We start from the raw sequence: 17,289 nt of genomic DNA, 5'->3' as shown, positions 1-17,289 counted from the left end.
GCCACGGCCTTTCTGGAGCTTCGTCACGTCGGGGTCGTTCGGTCGCTGACCTGCGGTCAGTTGAGGGCCTGCACCTCGGCGACCTTGAGCGGCATCGGCTGGTCGCTGGAGACCGGGAAGTCGAGTGTGAACACCCGCTTGCCGGTGTCCGAGCGGACGGCCTCCACGTGCCAGGTGAGGGTCGCCGTGAGGTAGAACGCCTGGTCCTTCTGGCCGGCCGAGGCGGCACGGTAGGTGTGCCCGCACGGCGGCCGGTCGGCGGGGTCGCCCTTCCGGTACGCGCTGCCCGGGCCGGTGCAGTCCGCGCCGCCGGAGCCGTCACCGGTGTCCCAGTGCACCGAGGTCAGGGTCGCGGTCGCGGTGACGCTGAGGGTGCGGCCCTGGGCGGTGGCCCGCTGGGTGCCCGAGGTGGTGGGCGTCGCCGCGTACCAGAGCCAGACCGGCGCCCCCACCACGGCGGTGGTCGCCGGGGCGGCGTGCAGTTCGGGCGCGTCGAAGTGGATCCTGCCGAGCGCCTTCATCCCCAGGTCGTAGGGGCGGTCGGGCGGCGGCGGCCCACCCGGCGGCTGGGCGAAGAACATCGGCGGCTTCGGCGTCAACTCGCCTCCGGCTCCGCGGCAGTTCACCTCGTACACCGCCCCCTGCGACGGATCGTGGCCGTCCCAGGAGGGGTCGCCGACGGGCGGCTGCGGGTCGGAGGCGCGGTAGTAGCAGCCGTCTGCGGTGCTGAACCACCCGAGGTCGTCGTCCCAGCACGGCCACTGCTGACCGTTCCAGCTGCACATCTGGACCCCGCCGTCGCCCCCGCCACCCGAACCCCCGCCCCCGTTCCCGGGATCGGGCGTGGATCCGGGTTCCGTGACGACCACGCAGATATCCCGGACGGCACAGGGATTGCCTCCGGCGCCGGGGTCCTGCGCCGACGCCGGGGCCGCCGAGGCGACGATCAATCCCATCAGGAGGAGCGTCCGAAAGACCGTCTTCAACATGTGCGGCCCACCTCACGCTTGAAGTCCACGATCAACCAGCGATTGCCGTTCTTGCGCAGTGAAACGGTCGCGACGTAGCGGGTGAACCGCTGCGTGGGGTCCTTTAGCGTCTTGGTCGTGGCGTCCGCCTGGTGCCAATCCGTCACATCGAGGCAATCCGAGACCACCGCGGACTGCGGATCCGCCGCGGGATCCAACGATCGGACGACCGGCGCGGTTCGCGGACTGCCCGTCATGACGAGCTTCGCCTGGTGCAGTTGGTGGAGGTTGGCGAGGGCCTCGCTCAAAGCGGTTCCGGTGGAGTAAACCCGCAGTTGGGATCCGTCCGAATCGGATCGGCCGAAGGCCTCCGTCTGTGCGGCCCACCAGGACTGATACACCCTCATCACGTCACGTCCGACGGCGCCTTCGGCGCCTTCGGTCGGTGCGGTCGTGGCGGTACCCGAACCACCCGAAGGAGTGACTGCGGTCCCACCGGGAACTCCCGTCACAGGAGTACCGAGGCGCTCGGAAGAACCCGCCGACCCGTTGCTGCCACAGGCGGTCAACAGGAACAGCAGTGCCATCCCACCGACCCCAACCGCCCCAGGGCGCAACACATTTCCGCGCTGCCGCATCGCCCCACCTCATCGCGCCAGACCCCGTCCGTGGCCATGGTCGCAGAAGTCGTCCGCCGTACCTTCGTGTCATCACCAACGGAGGGATCCGTTCTCAGCCCGTCCGCCCCCGCACGGCAACACCCAAGGCGGTCCGACCTTACGCGTTTGGTGGATCGATTGGGGCGTTTTCGCGCCACAGAACTGCCAACAGTTCTTCGGAAAGCGACAATCCGGCCAATGCACCCCGCACCGCGGCCCGATTGCGCATCAGAAGTCTTCCCCCGTCGCCGGGGACGAGGGAACGGGCCTCGCCGGCCGCCGCGCCCTCGCGGCGCCCGAGTTCGTACTCGAGGACGGGGTGCAGCTCCTGCGGGCCGAGCGCGGCGGGGGCGCCGGGCACCCCGTGGTCGAGAACCCGGCCCAGCACCTGGCTGAACGAGCCCTCGCCACCGGGCCGGACGGCGTCCCGGCCGCGGCGGCCGGTGCGGTGGCGGGCGATCCGGCCCCAGAGCGGGACCCGGGAATGGCCGATCAGCTCGCCGGCGGCCTCTTCGTCGGCGAGGACGGCCCAGGTCTCCCGGTCGGCCACGACGTCGACGAGCAGCAGGGTCTCCTCCTGGTCGCCGTGGACCATCGCGCTGACCACCCAGTCCCAGGCCAGGCCGCGCCGGTACGCGTTGTCCGCCGTGGAGCCGGCGGTGACCAGGGCGATCCGTCTGCCGCGCGGGTCCGCGACGAGCTGGCCGAGCAGGCAGACCACCAGCCAGCGGGCCGGTCTGCCGGCCGCCTGCCGGAGCGCGGTGAGCATGGCGTTGGCGTCGGCGTCCGGCGGCACCAGGGTGACCCGGCAGCCCTGTGTGCCGGCGTCGAAGGTCCGTCCGGGCAGGGCCTCGGCGAGCAGCCGGGCCCCCGCGCCGGCCTCGGCCGAGCCCGCGTACCCCCGTTCCGGTCCGCCGTCCGCTCCGATGACCACCAGTTCGATGCCGCCGCCCACCCCGCACCGCCCCCTTCCGCGTCCTGTGCCGTCGGGCCACAAGCTACCGCCGGAAGCCCTGCCCGACCGGGACCATCGGCCCTACCGGCACCGGGCCCACGGCACCAGCATCGTGCTATGGAGTACGAGGATCCCGTGGACGAGCTGAGCGAGGCCGAGTGCCGCCGGCTGCTCGCCACCGTGCCCGTGGGGCGGGTGGTGTACACCGAGCACGCGCTGCCGGCGGTGCTGCCGGTGGCCTTCGAGGTGGCCGCGGACGGGCGGCTGGTGCTGCGGGCGGACGGCGCCGCCGCGCGGGCGCTGGACGGGACGGTGGCGGCCTTCCAGACGGATCGGCTCGACCCGGCGACCCGGACGGGCTGGAGCGTCCTGGTGCACGGCCGCGCCGAGGTCGTCCGGGAGGAGCCGGCGCACGCCGGGCGATCCGGTGACGGCCTGCGGCCGGGCGGGCCCCGGCCGGTGTACGTGACGCTCACTCCGGAGCTGGTGGGCGGGCGGCGGCTGCGGGCCGTCCCGGGTCCCGCTGACATGTGACCGACGGGTAGGCATACTCTCCGACTGTCCCCTCCGGGCGGAGCTGCCGCGCCCGGACGGGCCCGGAGTCCCCTCCCCCACCTGGAGCGCACCTTGACGACCTTCGCCTCCCTGGCCGACCTGACCGCCGCGGTCGGCACCGAGCTCGGCACCAGCGAGTGGCACACCATCGAGCAGGAGCGGGTGAACCTCTTCGCCGAGGCCACCGGCGACCACCAGTGGATCCACGTCGACCCGGCGCGCGCCAAGGAGACCCCCTTCGGCGGCACGATCGCGCACGGCTACCTGACGCTGTCGCTGATCCCGGTGCTCGCCAAGGAGTGCTACGGCGTCCAGGGCGTCTCGATGGCGCTCAACTACGGCTCGGACAAGGTCCGCTTCCCGGCGCCGCTGCCGGTGGGCACCGCGGTGCGGGCCACCGCCGAACTGCTGTCCGCGGACGAGGTGCCGGGCGGGGTCCAGGCCGTCGTCCGGTTCACGATCTCCAGCGAGGGCGGTGCCAAGCCGCACTGCGTGGCCGAGACGATCACCCGCTTCTACGCCTGAGCCGGCGCGGCGGCCCGGACGGGCCCGCTGCGGGGCCTCCTCCGAACGGCTCGCCCGATCATGTTTCGACCGGGCCGGCACGGGCCAGGACGGGTAGTGTCCGGTTCGACGGCCGCCGAACGGGGACGGGCCCCGCGGGCCGCCACCGTCGCGTCCGGCATGCCGTCCCGGCGGGCCGGGCCCCGGCCGACGCAGTGCGGATGTCCCCGACCGTGGAGGTGCCGTGCCCAGCTCCGTCCCCTGGATCACCCGTGCGGCGGCGCTCGCCGCGCAGTTCGGTACGACGGTCTCCACCTCGCTGTCCGACCCGGACCGGCAGGCACGGATCCGCCGCGGCACCTGGCACAAGGTGCGCACCGACGCCTTCGGGGCGGAGCCGACCGGCGCCCGGCTGGCCCGGATCCGGCGGTCTCCGCAGTTCCGGGACGGGGCCTTCCAGAACCCGGTGCCCACCCGGCGCCTGGTGTACGAGCGTTCGCCGCTGGAGGTGACCCGGGCGCAGCTGACGGGCGACCGCACCCGGCGGATGCCGTCGGCGGCCGTCCCGCTGCACCGGCTGCGGCCCGCCGAACTGGCCGCTCCGGCGGCGTCCGGGCTGCGCCTGACCTGGCTCGGCCACGCCACCGTCCTGGCCGAACTGGACGGCCGCCGGGTGCTGTTCGACCCGGTGTGGGGCGAGCGCTGTTCGCCGTTCCCGGGGATCGGGCCGAAGCGGCTGCACCCGGTGCCGCTGCCGCTGGCGGACCTCGGCCCGGTGGACGTGGTCGTGGTGTCGCACGACCACTACGACCACCTCGACATGGCGACGATCCGGGCGCTGGCGGCGAGCGAGGCGGTGTTCGCCGTGCCGCTGGGCGTGGGCGCGCACCTGGAGCACTGGGGGTGCCCGCCGAGCGGCTGGTCGAACTCGACTGGTGGGAGTCGGCGGAGGTGGCCGGGCTGACCCTGACCGCGACCCCGGCCCGGCACTACTGCAGCCGCGGTCCGCGGACCAGCCCGTACCTGCTGTGGGCGTCCTGGTCGGTGGCCGGGCCCGAGCACCGGGTCTTCCACAGCGGGGACACCGGGTACTTCCCGGGCTTCACCGAGATCGGCGACCGGCTCGGGCCGTTCGACGCGACGATGGTGCAGATCGGCGCGTACAGCGACTTCTGGCCCGAGGTGCACATGACCCCGGAGGAGGGGGTGCAGGCGCATCTGGACCTGGCCGGCGGCCTGATGCTGCCGATCCACTGGTGCACCTTCAACCTCGCTCCCCACCCGTGGGAGGAGCCCGCGGAGCGGACGGTGACGGCGGCCCAGGCCCTGGGTGCCCGGCTCGCCGTGCCGCGGCCCGGCACACCGTTCGAACCGGCCGATCCGCCGCCGCTGACGCTGTGGTGGCGGGCGGCCGCGGCGCTGCCGCCGGGCCCGGAGCTGGTCGTCCCGGACGGCCTGGCGGTGCCGGCGGCCGAGGCCGGCCGCACCTCGGTGGAGGACGACGGCATCACGGTGTGAGCCCGCCGGCCCGGCGCGGGCCGGCGACGGCTCAGGAGGCCGCACCGGCGGCCCGCATGGCCTCCTCGACCAGGGCCACCGCGGCCCGCGGGTCCGCGACCTCGATCACGAGCCGGCTGTAGCGCTCGTCGGCGAGCTGGATGACGATCGCCCCCGCGGGGTTGTGCACGTCCCAGAACACCCACTCCCCGGCGGAGCGGAACGTGCCGGCGGTGATCACCCCGGGCAGGCTTGTGCCGCCCAGGCGCAGGCCCTTGGACTCGTGGACGATGCCGGGGTCGGCGGTGGCGCCGCGCACGTTGGCGAGCGGGATCTCCAGCCTGCTCCGGAGCGCCCAGAGCTTGTCGAGGCCCTCGACCTCGACGATCAGGGTGCCGTCGGCGACGGACAGTCGGGCCATCTGATGACTCCTCGGGTGGTGGTGGGGTCAGCGGAGCAGGTGGGCGGCCAGGGCGAGGACGGCCTCGGCACCCGGGCGGCCCCCGGCGGCCCGGCTGCGCAGCCGGACGCCGAGCACCGTGGCGGCGAGCGCCTGGGCCAGGCCGGGCGGCGCGGCGGCGGCGCCGTCGGCGGCCAGGACAGCGGCGAGGGCGCGTTCGAGAGCGGTCAGGCCCTCGTCCACCAGGGCCGCGGTGTCCGGATCGGCGGCGGCCCGCTCGGCGGCGGCGAGCAGCAGCAGGCCGGCGGCCGGCGCGCTGTCGTACGCCGCGGCGGCCTGCGCCAGCGCGGCGGGCAGGCCGTCGGCGACGGCGATCGCGGCGGTGAGCGGCAGCACGTCCTCGTCGAGGTGACGGCGGAGCGCGGCCAGGTAGAGGCCGCGCTTGCTGCCGAACACCTTGTAGAGGCTGCCCCGGTGGACACCGAGGGTGCCGACCAGGTCGTCCACCGAGGTGCCCTCGTAGCCGCGGGCCGCGAACAGCCCGGCCGCCGCCCGGACGGCGTCGTCCTCGTCGAAGGCCCGTGGTCGTCCCATGGCCGGTACCGTAGCGAGTTCAAGAACGATCAGTCAAGAACGACCGTTCCAGAACCTCCGTCAGCCCGCGAGGACGGCGGCCAGGGCCTTCGCCTCCCGTGCCGTCCGGGCCGTGCCGCCACGCCCGGCCACCGCCGTGACCTCGGCGATCGGCCCCCGGGCCGCGCTGCGCCCGGCGCAGTCCACCCCGAGCGCCAGCAGCTCCCCGCGGCCCGCGGCGGGGCCTCGCCGAGCAGCCGCGGCAGGGCGGCCGCCAGCACCGACCAGACCGTCCCGTACGCACCGGTGTCGGCGGCCGCCCGCAGCGCGGCGGCCAGCCGGTTCGGCTTCACCGCGCCGAGCAGGACGAGTTCGGCGGCCTCGCGGCCGAGCAGCGCCCCGTCCAGGTCGCCGCGGGCTGCCAGCACCAGCAGCGCGTCCACCGCGGCGGTGCGGTCCTCCGGATGCCGGGCGCCGAGCCCGTAGACCACCGCGAGGTGCATCGCGAGCCCGGCCGGGCCGTCCGCCTCCGCGAGGTACGGCAAAACCCGGGCCGCGCCGCGGGAGTCCAGGTCGGCGACGGCCGCGACCTGCCGGAGCAGCCGCGCGGCCACCTCCTCGCGGTGGTGGGGCAGGACGGCCGCCCAGTGCGGGACGGGCTCCGGCTCCCACCAGGGCGCGGGGCCCCCGTGCAGCGCGGGCGGGCCGAGCAGCTGCGCGGTGTCCCGCGGGAAGCCCTCGATCCCGGCCGCGGCAGGCTGCTCGACCATCCGGCGCAGGGCCGACAGCCGGCGCCCGAGCGGGCGGGCCGTGGACGGCTCCAGCAGGACGGAGACCGGACGCGGCAGGCCGCCCGTACGCAGCCAGCGGGCCAGCCGTTCGCCCTCCGGCGACTCCAGCAGCCCGGCCGCCGCGACCGCCGCCGGGTCGGCGCCGGGTGCCACCCGCAGCATGGCCTGCGCCAGGTCGACGGGCCCGGCGGCGACGCCGAGCCGCTCGTACCCGGCGAGCCGGTCGACCAGCACACCCGCGTCCAGCGCGCCGGTGGCGAGGGTCGGGGTGGCAAGCAGGTACGGCACCGGGCGGGCGGCCAGGCGCCGGACGACCTCCTCGATCCGGGAGGCGAGCTGGGCGTCGAAGCCGGTGGCCCCGTGGTAGCCGCGCAGCCCGCCCTCCTTGCCGTGCGCCACCGCGTGGGCGCGGGCGGGCGTCATCAGCCCGGCGGCGGCCTCGGCGACCAGGTGCAGCCGGTGCCAGGAGGCGACCCGCAGGACGGGCGCCAGCGCCTCGGCCAGGGCCTGACGGTCCGACCAGGCGTGCCGGACGAGGCCGTCGAGCACCCGCTCGAAGGCCACCACGTCGTCCTGGCCCGCCACCACGGCGCCGAGCTCCTCGGCGAGTTCGGCCGGGGTGGCGACCGGTGGCGGCACCGGCCGGGGCTGCGGCACCGGCGGCAGCAGCTCGCCGTGCTCCTCGGTGCGCACCTCGGCGCCGAACAGCTCGGCCGCCCGGCCGTGGTGGGCCGGGTCGAGCTGTTCGGCGGCCTCGCGCAGCGCGGGCAGGACGGCCGGCCCCGCGGCGGCGAGGTGACGGGCGATCACCTTGAGGGCCTGCTCCTGCAGGCCGCGGTCGGCGTGGCCGAACGCGCCCGCGGCCGCCAGGACGACCGGCCCGGCACGCTCCGGGGAGGTGCGGGCGGCGCGGTCGAGCCAGCCGAGCTGCGCCCGGACGAGCTTCTTCTCCGGACGGAACAGCACGGTCGCCGAGACCTCCGCCGGCACCTCGGGTGCCAGCCGGCCCGCCGTGTCCAGGGCGGCCAGCACCTGCTGGGCGTGGCCCGCGACCGTGGAGTGCCCGTCCAGCAGGCCGACCAGGGTGCGGACCCGGGCCGCGTACTCGTCCCGGTCGGGCGCGAGGGCGCGGAGCACCAGCAGGAACACCCGCTGGTCGGCCGGGCGGCCGCCGCGCAGCAGCCGGGCCAGGCAGCGGTCGAGCAGGTCGGTGCGGTCCAGCACGCCGTCGGCGGCGAGCCGGGCGAGCACCGCGGGCCAGCGGCCCTCCTCCGGCGCCGACCACGGCCCGTCCAGGTCGGAGCCGATCTCGGCGACCTCGAACAGCCGGGGGCCAGCACCGGCGTGAACGGGTCGGCCGCCAGCCGGACGTACAGGTCCGGCCCGACCGGCCGCCCGCCATCGAACTGCGGGAAGGCACGGTCGCGCTGCCACTGGACGACGAACGGGTCGGCGGTCGGCACCGGGCAGTCCAGGGTGCGGACGAGGTGCTCCAGCAGCCGGAAGTGCTCGGACCAACCCCAGCCGGGCGCCCGCCGCTGGGCGAGCCGGTCGAGGACGGTGGTGCGCCACTCGGCGCTCTGCCGCTCGACCGCCTCCAGCAGGGCCGGGTGCTTCCAGCCGCCGAAGTCCTCGAACACCCGGCTGCCCAGCCAGTCGGCGGCCGCGGAGGGCGCGGTGTGGCAGGCGGTTCCGGCCACCAGCAGCGCCGTCCAGGCGTCGCCGCGGCCCGTCCAGCTGTCCCGCAGTTCCTTGCGGCGGGCGCGCAGCCCCGGCAGTTCGGCCCGCCGCTGCTCGGGCGTGAGGTCCGCCGCCAGGGCGGCGGCCCCGGCGGTGTCGCCCTGGCGCACCAGATCGAGGAGCTCGCTCATCGGACGCCCTCCGGCTGCCCGGCGCGGGCGAGGCCGACCGCCAGGACGTGCTTGCACGGGCCGCGCCCGCCGCGGTACTTGGCCCACCACAGGCAGGTGCAGCCGAGGATGCCGTCGGGGCCGGTGCGGACGTGCTGGACGTGGTCGTCGACGGTGACCACGGCGCGCTCGCCGGCCAGCCGGACGGCGCCGGCCGCGACCAGCGCCCGGGCCGCCCGCAGGCGGGGGTTGTGCGCCTCGGCGCGCCCGGCGTCGTAGGGCAGCGCGCGGTGGAAGTACGCGGCGTCCGCCGGGTCGTAGCCGATCTGGCCGGCGGTGCCGAGCCGGGCCAGTGCGGCGCGGACCCGCTCGACGCCGATGCCGGCCTGCTCGGCGAGCTCGGCCGGGTCGATCCGCGGGTCCCAGGCGAGCAGGGCGGCGACCAGGTCGGCGTCGCCCGCGCAGGCGTCGGCGGCCAGCGCGGTCAGGACTCCGCCCTCGCCGGAGAAACCGCGGGAGGCGTCCGGGGAGAGGGTGAGGGTGAGCCGCATGCCGGGCAGCACGACCTCCCAGGCGGAGGCGGTCGGGGCGGTCGCCCGGGCCGGGCCGTAGACCCGCAGGGCCAGCGCGTGCCGGAGCACCCGCTGGAGGGCGACCAGCCGCTCCGGGCCGGGCAGGCAGACCGCGCCGGGGACGGGACGGCTGGTGGGCCGCAGGGTGCGGCCGGCCGGCACGAACCAGCCCGCCGGGGTGCTGCGCCCGCCGGAGCGCGGCAGCGAGCGCAGCAGGCGGACGGCCTCGGCGGCGGGCAGTTCGGCGCGCAGGTCGAAGCCGGCGGTGATCACCTGGGTCTCGGCGAACCCGCGGAGCCACCTGTCGGGCAGCGGCACCTTCTTCTCGACCAGCGGGCCGTCGAGCGTGGTGACCTCCAGGGCCTCGGGGCCGACCGCCAGGTGCAGCGGATCCCCGGCGCCGAGCCGGCCGAGGCTCTCCCGCAGCGGGTTGTTGACGTCCACGTTGGTCGTGCCGTGGTGGACGTCGCCGCCGTCCAGGCCGTCGGCGAGGACGTCGAGGCGGGCGTGCACGCCGCAGCAGCCGGAGAAGGACTCGAAGCGCAGCCGGTCGCCGTCGGCGGTGACCACCGGGTCGAGCGAGGCGCGCAGCTGCGGCTGGTGGTAGCGGGCGGCGGCGACGTCGGCCACCGCGAGGAGGGCGGCCGCGGCGGCCGCGGGCGAGGTCAGGAAGCCGCTGAAGAACCTCGGGTTGGCGGCCGCCCCTGCGGGGTGGCGCCGCCGGAGGTCTCCAGGGCGAGGCTGCGTCCGGCGGTGCTCTCGTGCACGGCGGAGGGGCGCAGATAGGCGTACGTCTGTACGGCTTGCGTCATGCCGAGGACGCTAGGGTCGGGCACTGACAGGGCGGAAGATCTGGAACCTGTTCCTGTTCTCCCGCGGCACACGGGTAACCCAGGTCACACCCCGCTCCGCAGACGATCTGCCAAGATGGGCAGGTGACGAACGCCATGGACCAGGCCGCTCCGGGCGACGACTCGGTCGTCCCGTTCATCGAACTGCTCCGCATCGAGGAGCTGGACGAGAACCTGTTCCGCGGCCGGTGCCACGCCGGTGCGCCGATGCGCGCGTTCGGCGGACAGGTGGCCGCGCAGGCGCTCACCGCGGCCGGCCGGACGATCGACGAGGGCCGGCTGGTGCACTCGCTGCACGGCTACTTCCTGCGCCCGGGCGATCCGCAGCGCCCGATCGTCTACCAGGTGGACCGGGTCCGGGACGGGCTCTCCTACGCCACCCGGCGGGTGACGGCGGTTCAGCGCGGCGAGGTGATCTTCACCCTCTCCGCCTCCTTCAAGCGGGCCGAGGAGTCCGACGGACGGCAGCGGACGATGCCGCCCGTCCCGGGCCCGGAGGACCTGCCGGACCCGTTCCTCGCCTGGGAGCGCGCCGACCCGGAGGACTACGCCAAGTCCGCCGGGTTCCGCGCCCTGGACATGCGCTTCCTGCCCGCCGACGCGCCCGGGATGCCGCCCGAGCAGCCCGGCGTCCCGCAGCAGTTCGTCTGGCTGCGCACCGGCACGCCGCTGCCCGACGACGACCCGCTGCTCCAGGTCTGCGCCCTCACCTACCTCTCCGACCTCACGCTGGCCTCCACTGCCGCCCTGCACCTGCAGCCGCACCGCTTCGGCCGCCGCGCGCCGAACCGGCTGCTGCTCGCGTCGCTGGACCACGCGATGTGGTTCCACCGGCCGTTCCGCGCCGACGAGTGGCTGCTGTTCGCCCAGCGCAGCCCGTCCGCGTCGGACGGACGCGGTCTGGCGCACGGCGAGTTCTACAACCGGGAGGGCGTGCTGGTCGCCTCCGCCGTCCAGGAGACGCTCGTCCGGGAGATGCGCACCGGCCGGTAACGGTCCCGCTCCGGGTCGTTCGCGTCATACCCGCGCGAAGGCCCGGCCCGTATCATGGTGAAGGTGACCAAGGTTGACCTGTCACCACGTCCGATGGAGGCGATGTCGCCCCGTCAGCTCGAACGCCGCGGCAATCTGATCGCGGCCGCCCTCTCCCTGGTGACCGAGATCGGCGTCGAGCGGATCCAGATGCGGCAGGTGTCGGAGCGCTCCGGAGTGGCCCTCGGCACGACGTACCGCTACTTCTCGTCGAAGGACCACCTGCTGGCCGCCGCGATCGCGGAGTGGCACCACTCCCTGCTGACCGACCTGGTGGCGGAGCTGCGGGGCCGGCGGGCCGGGCTGTCGGCCAGCGACCGGATGGTCCGCTTCGTCCGGCACGGCATGCGCGCCTATCAGCGGCAGCCCGAGCTCGCCCGGCTGCGGGTCTCGGTGGCGGCGTCCACCGACCCGTTCGCCAGCGAGGCGCTCCAGGCGATGGCCCGGGCCGACGGCGCGGCCCTGCACGCGGTGATGGTCGAGGTGCCGCCGTCCGCCGGGGACGTCGTGCGGCACATCGTCGGCCACGCCTGGCAGGGTGAGCTGACCGCCTGGGTGACCGGACGCACGACGCTCGACGACGCCAGACGGCGCCTGGAGGACGTGGTGCGGCTGGTGCTCACCCCGTACGAGGCGGCCTGAGGGCCGCCGCAGCGGAAGGTCCGAACGGGTGACGCGGCCGCCGGCCGGCCGCCCACCGCACCGCCGTGACCTGCGCGAACGCCTGGTTTCGTCGGGCCTCCGCCCGGACTTCACCCGCGGTTGGCCGGGCTTTCACACCGGGATGCCATGCTCCCGATCATGAAGGCACCATCCGTCTCCGCCCCCGTCCCGCCGCGCTTCCCGCTCCCCCGGCGGCACCGCCGAACGATCGCGTGCTGCGCCGTCGCCGCCTCGATCGCGCTGGGCGGCCTCGGCGTGGGCGCCACCGTGGAGACCGTCCGGCAGCAGGCGGCCACCGCGAGCGCCGCCGCGCGCTGAGCCGCCGCGCGCCGCGGCGGCCCGGAGCCGGACCCGACCGAGTGGTGCCCGGCCGCCGGACGGCCGATACTTCCGTCAACGGCACAACCGGCTCGACAAGGGGGTGGTCCCCATGGCCACCGGAACCGTCAAGACGTACCACAGCAACCACGGCTACGGCGTCATCACGCCGGACGACGGCGGGCCCGAGCTCACCGTCTACTACGACTCGATCATCGACGCCCCCGGCCACGTGCTGACCGACGGCCAGAAGGTCGAGTACGACCTCACCGTGCAGGAGTTCCGCGAGGTCGCCGAGCGGGTCCGGACGGTGGACTGAGCCGCGGCGGGCGCCGCGCCCGCCCTCAGCCGAGACGCCGGCGGGGCCCCGGCAGGCCGCCCGGCCGCGAGTGGCGGCCGGTGCCCGGCTCCGGGTGGAGCTCGGCCTGCGGCGCGTACCGGGCCGCCGGGGCCCGCAGCACCCAGTTGCGGCCGGCAGGCACGATCAGCTGCATGGCGTGCAGCAGGTCGAGGGCGTCGCGGCGCAGCGCGGTGCGGTCCGCAAGGTAGTCCGGGCCGGTGCACGGCGGCAGGCCGTAGTCGTCGGCGATGTCGCCGAGCGCGCCGTCTATCAGCGCGTCCGGGACGAGGACGGCCGGCGGCGCGGCCTCCTCCGGCAGCGGCCGGAGCTCCTCGACCAGGCGTTCGGCGAGCAGCAGCGCGGTCTGTGCGAGCGGATCGGTGCCGGCCGCCGGCAGGTCGGTGAGCTCGTCGGCGGGGTCGAGCAGCGCCACGCCCTCGCTGCGCACCTCGGCCTCCAGGCCGAGCAGGTCGGCGAAGAGCTCGGCCTCGGCGGGCAGCCGGCCGCGCAGCCAGGCCCGCTCGGCGGCGGTGAGCTCGTCGAAGAGCACCACCGGGGTCTCGGCCAGCCGGCGGCGGACGGCGGTGTGCGGGGCGACCGGCCCGGCTCCGGCCGGCCGGTCGGCCCGTTCGACGAGCAGCCGGGCGAGGCCGTGGTCGCAGCTGCGGTCCGCGCCCTCGCCGGTGACCACGCGCCACTCGGTGAGCAGGCGCAGCACCTCCGGGCGGTCGAGGTCCGGGGGCAGGCCGTCGGCTATCGCGCCGAGGGCGAGGACCAGGGCGGCGTAGCCGTCGGGCCGGAATCCGGGCAGCATCCGGCCGGCCAGCGGGGACTTGTGCAGCCGGGCGTGGCCCGGGCCGAGGGTGAGCGGGTAGCCGAACAGGTCGGTGAAGCGCTCCCGCAGCCAGTCGGCGTGACGGTGGATCAGCGGGAAGCCGGCGCCGTGCGGCCCGTCGGCGGTGACCAGCGGGTGGGCCAGCAGCAGCCGGGCGGCCGTGCGGCGCTCGCCGGCGGCGGCGCCCTGGGCGGCGTCGCGGGCCCCTCGGGCCGCCGGTGCCGGCCGGCGGCGGACTGGGCGGGGACGCGGGCCGCGGCCGCCTCCTGGCGGGCCCGGCGCAGCGCGCGCGCCGGCCGGCCGCCGAGCGCCCGGTGCACGGTGGGGCCGTGCCACCAGCTGGCGGCGGCGCCCGGCTGCGCCTCGGCCGGCCGGCCGCCGAGGTGGCGGGCGCCGTAGAGGCCGAAGACGGCGGTGAAGAGCTCGTGGGCCGCGGTGTCCCCGGACTCGGCAAAGCGCCGGGCCAGCGGCCCCGTCCGCGCGGACAGCCCGAGGGGCGCTTGGGCCGTGAGCTGCCCCGCCCCGCCCAGGCGCCCGAACGCCTCGCCACCGGCCGCCTCCCCGGCGCCGGTCGCGTACTCGTGCTGCTCCATGTCGGCCACCAGCCTAGACGCTGGGCGGCGCCGTCCGGGCCCGGCCCGGGAGGTCCGCACGGGATCCGCCCTACGCAGCGGTAACAACCCCTTCCACCGGGCCCGCCCGGTCGCCTATCGTCCTCGCATGCCGAACCTGCCCGACGTCGTCCTGTGGTCGATACCCGCCTTCGTGCTGCTCACCGTCCTGGAAGTGGTCTCCTACCGCTTCCATCCGGACGAGGACGAGCAGGGCTACGCCCCGAAGGACACCGCGACCAGCCTGACGATGGGTCTCGGCAGCCTGCTGTTCGACGCGGGCTGGAAGATCCCGATCGTCGCCGTGTACTCGGCGCTGTACGAGCTGACCCCGCTGCGGGTGCCGGTGCTGTGGTGGACGGTGCCGCTGATGCTGCTGGCGCAGGACTTCTGCTACTACTGGTCGCACCGCGGCCACCACATGATCCGGGTGCTCTGGGCCTGCCACGTGGTGCACCACTCCAGCCGGAACTACAACCTCTCCACCGCGCTGCGGCAGCCGTGGACGGGCGCCACCAGCTGGGTCTTCTACCTGCCGATGATCGCGGCCGGGGTGCACCCGGCGGCGCTGGCCTTCTGCTCCTCGGTCAACCTGGTGTACCAGTTCTGGATCCACACCGAGCGGATCGACCGGCTGCCCCGCCCGGTCGAGTACCTGTTCAACACGCCGTCCCACCACCGGGTGCACCACGCCTCCCAGGGCGGCTACCTGGACCGGAACTTCGGCGGCATCCTGATCGTCTTCGACCGGATGTTCGGCTCGTTCACCGCGGAGACCGTCCGACCGGTGTACGGCCTGACGAAGAACCTCTCCACCCACAACCCGCTGCGGGTGGCCACCCACGAGTACGCGGCGATCGCCCGCGACGTGGCGGCGGCCCGGACGTGGGGCGACCGGTTCCGCCACCTCACCAAGGGGCCGGGCTGGCAGCCCGACCTCGACCGCACCGACCGCACCGAGAGCCCGGAGGGCGTACCCGCATGACCATCACCCGACGACTGCGCGCCGCCCGCGGCCTGGTCACCGCCTTCGCCGCGACCTCGGCGGCCCATCTCGGGGCGATCGTCACCGGCACGTCGGTGCTGCAGAACGCGACCAAGCCGGCCCTCATGCCGCTGCTGGCGGCGCACAGCCTCGCCTCCTCGGAGCGGGCGCCGCGGCTGCTGGCGCCGGCCCTGCTGGCGAGTGCGGCGGGCGACGTGCTGCTCCAGTTCGACGGGCAGGCGACGTTCCTGGCCGGCATGGGCGCGTTCGCGACGGCGCACGTCGCCTACGTGACCATGTTCGTGCGGATGGGGGCGCTGGACGACCGGCGGCGCAGCCTGCTGGTGGGCGCGGCGTACGCGGCGGCCTGGGCCGGCATGATCACCGCGCTCTGGCCGGGGCTGGGCGGGCTCCAGGTGCCGGTGGCGCTCTACAGCCTGCTGCTGACCTCGACGGCGGTCACCTCGTCCGGGCTCGGTCTGCGGACGGGCCTCGGCGGCGGGCTGTTCCTGCTCTCGGACAGCCTGATCGCGACCAAGCTGGCGGGCTGGCGGGAGCTGCCCGGGCACGGCTTCTGGATCATGGCGACCTACCTCGCGGCGCAGTGGCTGCTGGCCTCCGGGGCGATCCGGGCGGCGGAGGCGGCCGAGGACGCCGGGGCGGCCGACCCTGAGCTGACCGCCGGAGCACGGCTCAGCGCCACGGCGTGACGCCGCGGCGCTGAGCGGATGCGGGGGCGGCGCTCGGCGGCCGCCGCATCAGGCCTGCGAGTCCTCGCCGGCGCGGCGGCGCAGCAGCCAGAAGCCGCCGAGACCGGCGGCGACCAGGGCCCCGCCGGCGGCCAGCTGAGTGGGCCCGGCCGCGGTGACCGAACCGCCGACGCCGGTCTGCACGCTGCCGTGCGGCTCGGTCGCGGTGCCGTGGTCGTCGGTGCCGGCCGAGCCGGCCGAGGCCGCCGTTACCCCGACGCTGCCGGAAAACTCGTCGCCGTTCGGGCACTTCCCGCCGACCCCCATGGAGGCGGTCTTGGTGGTCTCGGTGACCGAGACCTCGGTCGCCGACACCAGCTCGATGGTGCCGGTGTACTTGCCGTCGGAGCCCGCGGTGAGCGTGACGGAGCCGCCGGAGAACGCCTTGGACGTCGCGGTGACGGTCTTGGCGCTGGTGTCCTTGCAGGTCACGCTGACGGTGACGGGCTGGCCGGGGGCGGCCTGGGCAGGGGTGATCCAGGCAGGTTCGACGGTCTTGGCGTGCGCCGCGGGTGCGGCGAGGGCCAACAGGGCGGTCGATCCCAGCAGGGCGGCGGCGGTACGCGGATGGCGCATGCCGGACCTCCAGGTTCTCGGGTGCGGCCGGGGACGGGCCGTCCGCGTGGTCGGGCAACCACACCCGGTCGCACCCGACGCTAGGCACCGTGCCCCGGCTCGGCCACCGCACGGGGACCGTTCGAGGCCGTCCGATCACTGCGGGTGACCGGACGGGGGCGGCTCAGACGTCCAGGTCCACCACGACCGGGGCGTGGTCCGAGGTGCCCTTGCCCTTGCGGGCCTCCCGGTCGACGTAGCTGTCGGTGACGGCGTCGGCGAAGGCCTTGTTGCCGTAGGTGAGGTCGATCCGCATGCCGCGGTTCTTCGGGAAGGCGAGCTGGCGGTAGTCCCAGTAGGTGTAGGGGCGGTCGTACTTCAGCGGGCGGGGCACGACGTCCTGCAGCCCGGCCTCGCGGAGGGCGGTGAGGGCGGCCCGCTCGGGGGCGGTGACGTGCGTGAGCCCCTCGAAGGCGGCCACGTCGTAGACGTCCTCGTCGGCGGGGGCGATGTTGAAGTCGCCGAGCACCGCGAAGGGGCGCGGGCCGGCCGCGTCCTCCAGCACCGCGCGGCGCAGCACCTCCAGCCACTCCAGCTTGTAGCGGTAGTGCGCGTGGTCGACCTCGCGGCCGTTGGGCACGTAGACCGACCAGACCCGGACGGGGCCGCAGGTCGCGGCGATCGCGCGCGGCTCGACGGCGGGCAGCAGCGCGTCGTCGGCCTGGAACCCGGGCTGGTCGGGCAGGCCGCGGACGACGTCCGCCAGGCCGAGCCTGGAGAGCACCGCGACGCCGTTCCAGCGGCCGTCGCCGTGCGCGGCGGTCTCGTAGCCGAGCTCGGCGACGGCCTCGTGCGGGAAGGCGTCGGCGGCGCACTTCAGCTCCTGGAGGCAGAGCACGTCGGGCGCGGCGCTCTCCAGCCATTCCAGGAGCTTGGGGAGCCGCGCGGTGACGGAGTTGATGTTCCAGGTGGCGATGCGGACGGTCACGGCGGCGGCCTTCCCGGGTCGCAGGGGCAGGGGTGGAC

Annotated in this window: 18 protein-coding genes and 3 pseudogenes; 9 read left to right on the top strand and 12 right to left on the bottom strand. The window is 75.6% G+C overall.

The window, feature by feature from the left end:
* Positions 1-56: 56 nt before the first annotated feature.
* From ABEB13_RS31590 to ABEB13_RS31580, 3 genes are all read right to left on the bottom strand, one after another.
* Positions 57-785 (bottom strand): hypothetical protein, encoded by a 729-nt coding sequence (locus ABEB13_RS31590; RefSeq protein ID WP_345708201.1) that lies wholly within the window; start codon positions 783-785, stop codon positions 57-59.
* A 197-nt stretch (positions 786-982) separates the two neighbouring features.
* Positions 983-1,555, bottom strand: coding sequence for a hypothetical protein (locus ABEB13_RS31585; protein WP_345708200.1), 573 nt, complete (start codon positions 1,553-1,555; stop codon positions 983-985).
* Between the two features lie 190 nt (positions 1,556-1,745).
* On the bottom strand, positions 1,746-2,582 hold the full coding sequence (locus ABEB13_RS31580; protein ID WP_345708199.1) for a hypothetical protein: 837 nt from the start codon (positions 2,580-2,582) through the stop codon (positions 1,746-1,748).
* Positions 2,583-2,699: 117 nt separating this feature from the next.
* On the opposite strand from ABEB13_RS31580, the gene ABEB13_RS31575 reads away from it, so the two are divergent.
* The 3 genes and pseudogenes from ABEB13_RS31575 (at position 2,700) to ABEB13_RS31565 (ending at position 5,159) form a co-directional block, all read left to right on the top strand.
* A complete protein-coding gene (locus ABEB13_RS31575) occupies positions 2,700-3,116 on the top strand; it encodes a pyridoxamine 5'-phosphate oxidase family protein (RefSeq protein ID WP_345708198.1) in 417 nt (138 codons plus the stop codon).
* Positions 3,117-3,209: 93 nt separating this feature from the next.
* Positions 3,210-3,662 (top strand): MaoC family dehydratase, encoded by a 453-nt coding sequence (locus tag ABEB13_RS31570; protein WP_198523969.1) that lies wholly within the window; start codon positions 3,210-3,212, stop codon positions 3,660-3,662.
* A gap of 325 nt (positions 3,663-3,987) precedes the next feature.
* Positions 3,988-5,159 (top strand): annotated as a pseudogene (locus tag ABEB13_RS31565) (MBL fold metallo-hydrolase).
* 31 nt (positions 5,160-5,190) lie between these two features.
* On the opposite strand, the gene ABEB13_RS31560 reads toward ABEB13_RS31565, so the two are convergent.
* The 4 genes and pseudogenes from ABEB13_RS31560 to ABEB13_RS31545 form a co-directional block, all read right to left on the bottom strand.
* Positions 5,191-5,559, bottom strand: a complete 369-nt coding sequence (locus tag ABEB13_RS31560; RefSeq protein WP_345708197.1) for a PH domain-containing protein — start codon at positions 5,557-5,559, stop codon at positions 5,191-5,193.
* Positions 5,560-5,586: 27 nt separating this feature from the next.
* Positions 5,587-6,132: a TetR/AcrR family transcriptional regulator gene (locus tag ABEB13_RS31555; RefSeq protein WP_345708196.1), complete on the bottom strand. Its 546-nt coding sequence runs from the start codon at positions 6,130-6,132 to the stop codon at positions 5,587-5,589.
* Positions 6,133-6,161: 29 nt separating this feature from the next.
* The gene (locus tag ABEB13_RS31550; RefSeq protein WP_345708195.1) at positions 6,162-8,126 is read right to left on the bottom strand and encodes a DUF6493 family protein; all 1,965 of its coding nucleotides are present in this window, start codon (positions 8,124-8,126) and stop codon (positions 6,162-6,164) included.
* A 643-nt stretch (positions 8,127-8,769) separates the two neighbouring features.
* Positions 8,770-10,136 (bottom strand): annotated as a pseudogene (locus ABEB13_RS31545) (SWIM zinc finger family protein).
* A 135-nt stretch (positions 10,137-10,271) separates the two neighbouring features.
* On the opposite strand from ABEB13_RS31545, the gene ABEB13_RS31540 reads away from it, so the two are divergent.
* From ABEB13_RS31540 to ABEB13_RS31525, 4 genes are all read left to right on the top strand, one after another.
* Entirely contained in the window at positions 10,272-11,168 is an 897-nt protein-coding gene (locus ABEB13_RS31540; protein WP_345709888.1) for an acyl-CoA thioesterase, read from the top strand.
* 63 nt (positions 11,169-11,231) lie between these two features.
* Entirely contained in the window at positions 11,232-11,849 is a 618-nt protein-coding gene (locus ABEB13_RS31535) for a TetR family transcriptional regulator (protein ID WP_345708194.1), read from the top strand.
* A gap of 159 nt (positions 11,850-12,008) precedes the next feature.
* A complete protein-coding gene (locus ABEB13_RS31530) occupies positions 12,009-12,188 on the top strand; it encodes a hypothetical protein (RefSeq protein ID WP_345708193.1) in 180 nt (59 codons plus the stop codon).
* Between the two features lie 112 nt (positions 12,189-12,300).
* A complete protein-coding gene (locus ABEB13_RS31525) occupies positions 12,301-12,507 on the top strand; it encodes a cold-shock protein (protein ID WP_345708192.1) in 207 nt (68 codons plus the stop codon).
* Between the two features lie 25 nt (positions 12,508-12,532).
* Here ABEB13_RS31525 and ABEB13_RS31520 read toward each other — a convergent pair whose 3' ends face one another.
* From ABEB13_RS31520 to ABEB13_RS31510, 3 genes and pseudogenes are all read right to left on the bottom strand, one after another.
* Complete coding sequence (locus ABEB13_RS31520) at positions 12,533-13,342, bottom strand: DUF2398 family protein (RefSeq protein ID WP_345709887.1); 810 nt, start codon at positions 13,340-13,342, stop codon at positions 12,533-12,535.
* 6 nt (positions 13,343-13,348) lie between these two features.
* A pseudogene (locus ABEB13_RS31515) lies at positions 13,349-13,495 on the bottom strand (DUF2398 family protein); the annotation flags it as partial.
* Positions 13,453-13,956, bottom strand: coding sequence for a DUF2397 family protein (locus tag ABEB13_RS31510; protein WP_345708191.1), 504 nt, complete (start codon positions 13,954-13,956; stop codon positions 13,453-13,455). The gene ABEB13_RS31510 and the pseudogene ABEB13_RS31515, both read right to left, overlap by 43 nt.
* Positions 13,957-14,083: 127 nt before the next feature.
* Between ABEB13_RS31510 and ABEB13_RS31505 the strand changes: the two genes are divergently transcribed.
* Together ABEB13_RS31505 and ABEB13_RS31500 are read left to right on the top strand one after the other, a co-directional pair.
* Entirely contained in the window at positions 14,084-14,959 is an 876-nt protein-coding gene (locus tag ABEB13_RS31505) for a sterol desaturase family protein (RefSeq protein WP_345708190.1), read from the top strand.
* Complete coding sequence (locus ABEB13_RS31500) at positions 14,956-15,669, top strand: lysoplasmalogenase (RefSeq protein ID WP_345708189.1); 714 nt, start codon at positions 14,956-14,958, stop codon at positions 15,667-15,669. The genes ABEB13_RS31505 and ABEB13_RS31500 overlap by 4 nt, the downstream gene beginning before the upstream one ends.
* Positions 15,670-15,717: 48 nt before the next feature.
* Here ABEB13_RS31500 and ABEB13_RS31495 read toward each other — a convergent pair whose 3' ends face one another.
* Positions 15,718-16,284 carry a hypothetical protein gene (locus ABEB13_RS31495; RefSeq protein ID WP_345708188.1) on the bottom strand — a complete coding sequence of 189 codons (567 nt, stop codon included), beginning with the start codon at positions 16,282-16,284 and terminating at the stop codon, positions 15,718-15,720.
* A 163-nt stretch (positions 16,285-16,447) separates the two neighbouring features.
* Complete coding sequence (locus tag ABEB13_RS31490) at positions 16,448-17,251, bottom strand: exodeoxyribonuclease III (protein WP_345708187.1); 804 nt, start codon at positions 17,249-17,251, stop codon at positions 16,448-16,450.
* Positions 17,252-17,289 lie beyond the last annotated feature (38 nt).

Source organism: Kitasatospora paranensis, from assembly GCF_039544005.1.
GTDB classification, from domain to species: domain Bacteria; phylum Actinomycetota; class Actinomycetes; order Streptomycetales; family Streptomycetaceae; genus Kitasatospora; species Kitasatospora paranensis.
This window is presented reverse-complemented; position numbering and strand designations above follow the sequence as displayed.

What these genes read in the sequence shown, in the direction of transcription:
- ABEB13_RS31495 (WP_345708188.1), bottom strand. Translation starts at nt 16,284, where the DNA reads ATGCGCCATCCGCGTACCGCCGCCGCCCTGCTGGGATCGACCGCCCTG.
- ABEB13_RS31575 (WP_345708198.1), top strand. Translation starts at nt 2,700, where the DNA reads ATGGAGTACGAGGATCCCGTGGACGAGCTGAGCGAGGCCGAGTGCCGC.
- ABEB13_RS31530 (WP_345708193.1), top strand. Translation starts at nt 12,009, where the DNA reads ATGAAGGCACCATCCGTCTCCGCCCCCGTCCCGCCGCGCTTCCCGCTC.
- ABEB13_RS31500 (WP_345708189.1), top strand. Translation starts at nt 14,956, where the DNA reads ATGACCATCACCCGACGACTGCGCGCCGCCCGCGGCCTGGTCACCGCC.
- ABEB13_RS31590 (WP_345708201.1), bottom strand. Translation starts at nt 785, where the DNA reads ATGTGCAGCTGGAACGGTCAGCAGTGGCCGTGCTGGGACGACGACCTC.
- ABEB13_RS31585 (WP_345708200.1), bottom strand. Translation starts at nt 1,555, where the DNA reads ATGGCACTGCTGTTCCTGTTGACCGCCTGTGGCAGCAACGGGTCGGCG.
- ABEB13_RS31525 (WP_345708192.1), top strand. Translation starts at nt 12,301, where the DNA reads ATGGCCACCGGAACCGTCAAGACGTACCACAGCAACCACGGCTACGGC.
- ABEB13_RS31555 (WP_345708196.1), bottom strand. Translation starts at nt 6,132, where the DNA reads ATGGGACGACCACGGGCCTTCGACGAGGACGACGCCGTCCGGGCGGCG.
- ABEB13_RS31520 (WP_345709887.1), bottom strand. Translation starts at nt 13,342, where the DNA reads ATGCTGCCCGGATTCCGGCCCGACGGCTACGCCGCCCTGGTCCTCGCC.
- ABEB13_RS31540 (WP_345709888.1), top strand. Translation starts at nt 10,272, where the DNA reads ATGGACCAGGCCGCTCCGGGCGACGACTCGGTCGTCCCGTTCATCGAA.
- ABEB13_RS31505 (WP_345708190.1), top strand. Translation starts at nt 14,084, where the DNA reads ATGCCGAACCTGCCCGACGTCGTCCTGTGGTCGATACCCGCCTTCGTG.
- ABEB13_RS31510 (WP_345708191.1), bottom strand. Translation starts at nt 13,956, where the DNA reads ATGGAGCAGCACGAGTACGCGACCGGCGCCGGGGAGGCGGCCGGTGGC.
- ABEB13_RS31560 (WP_345708197.1), bottom strand. Translation starts at nt 5,559, where the DNA reads ATGGCCCGACTGTCCGTCGCCGACGGCACCCTGATCGTCGAGGTCGAG.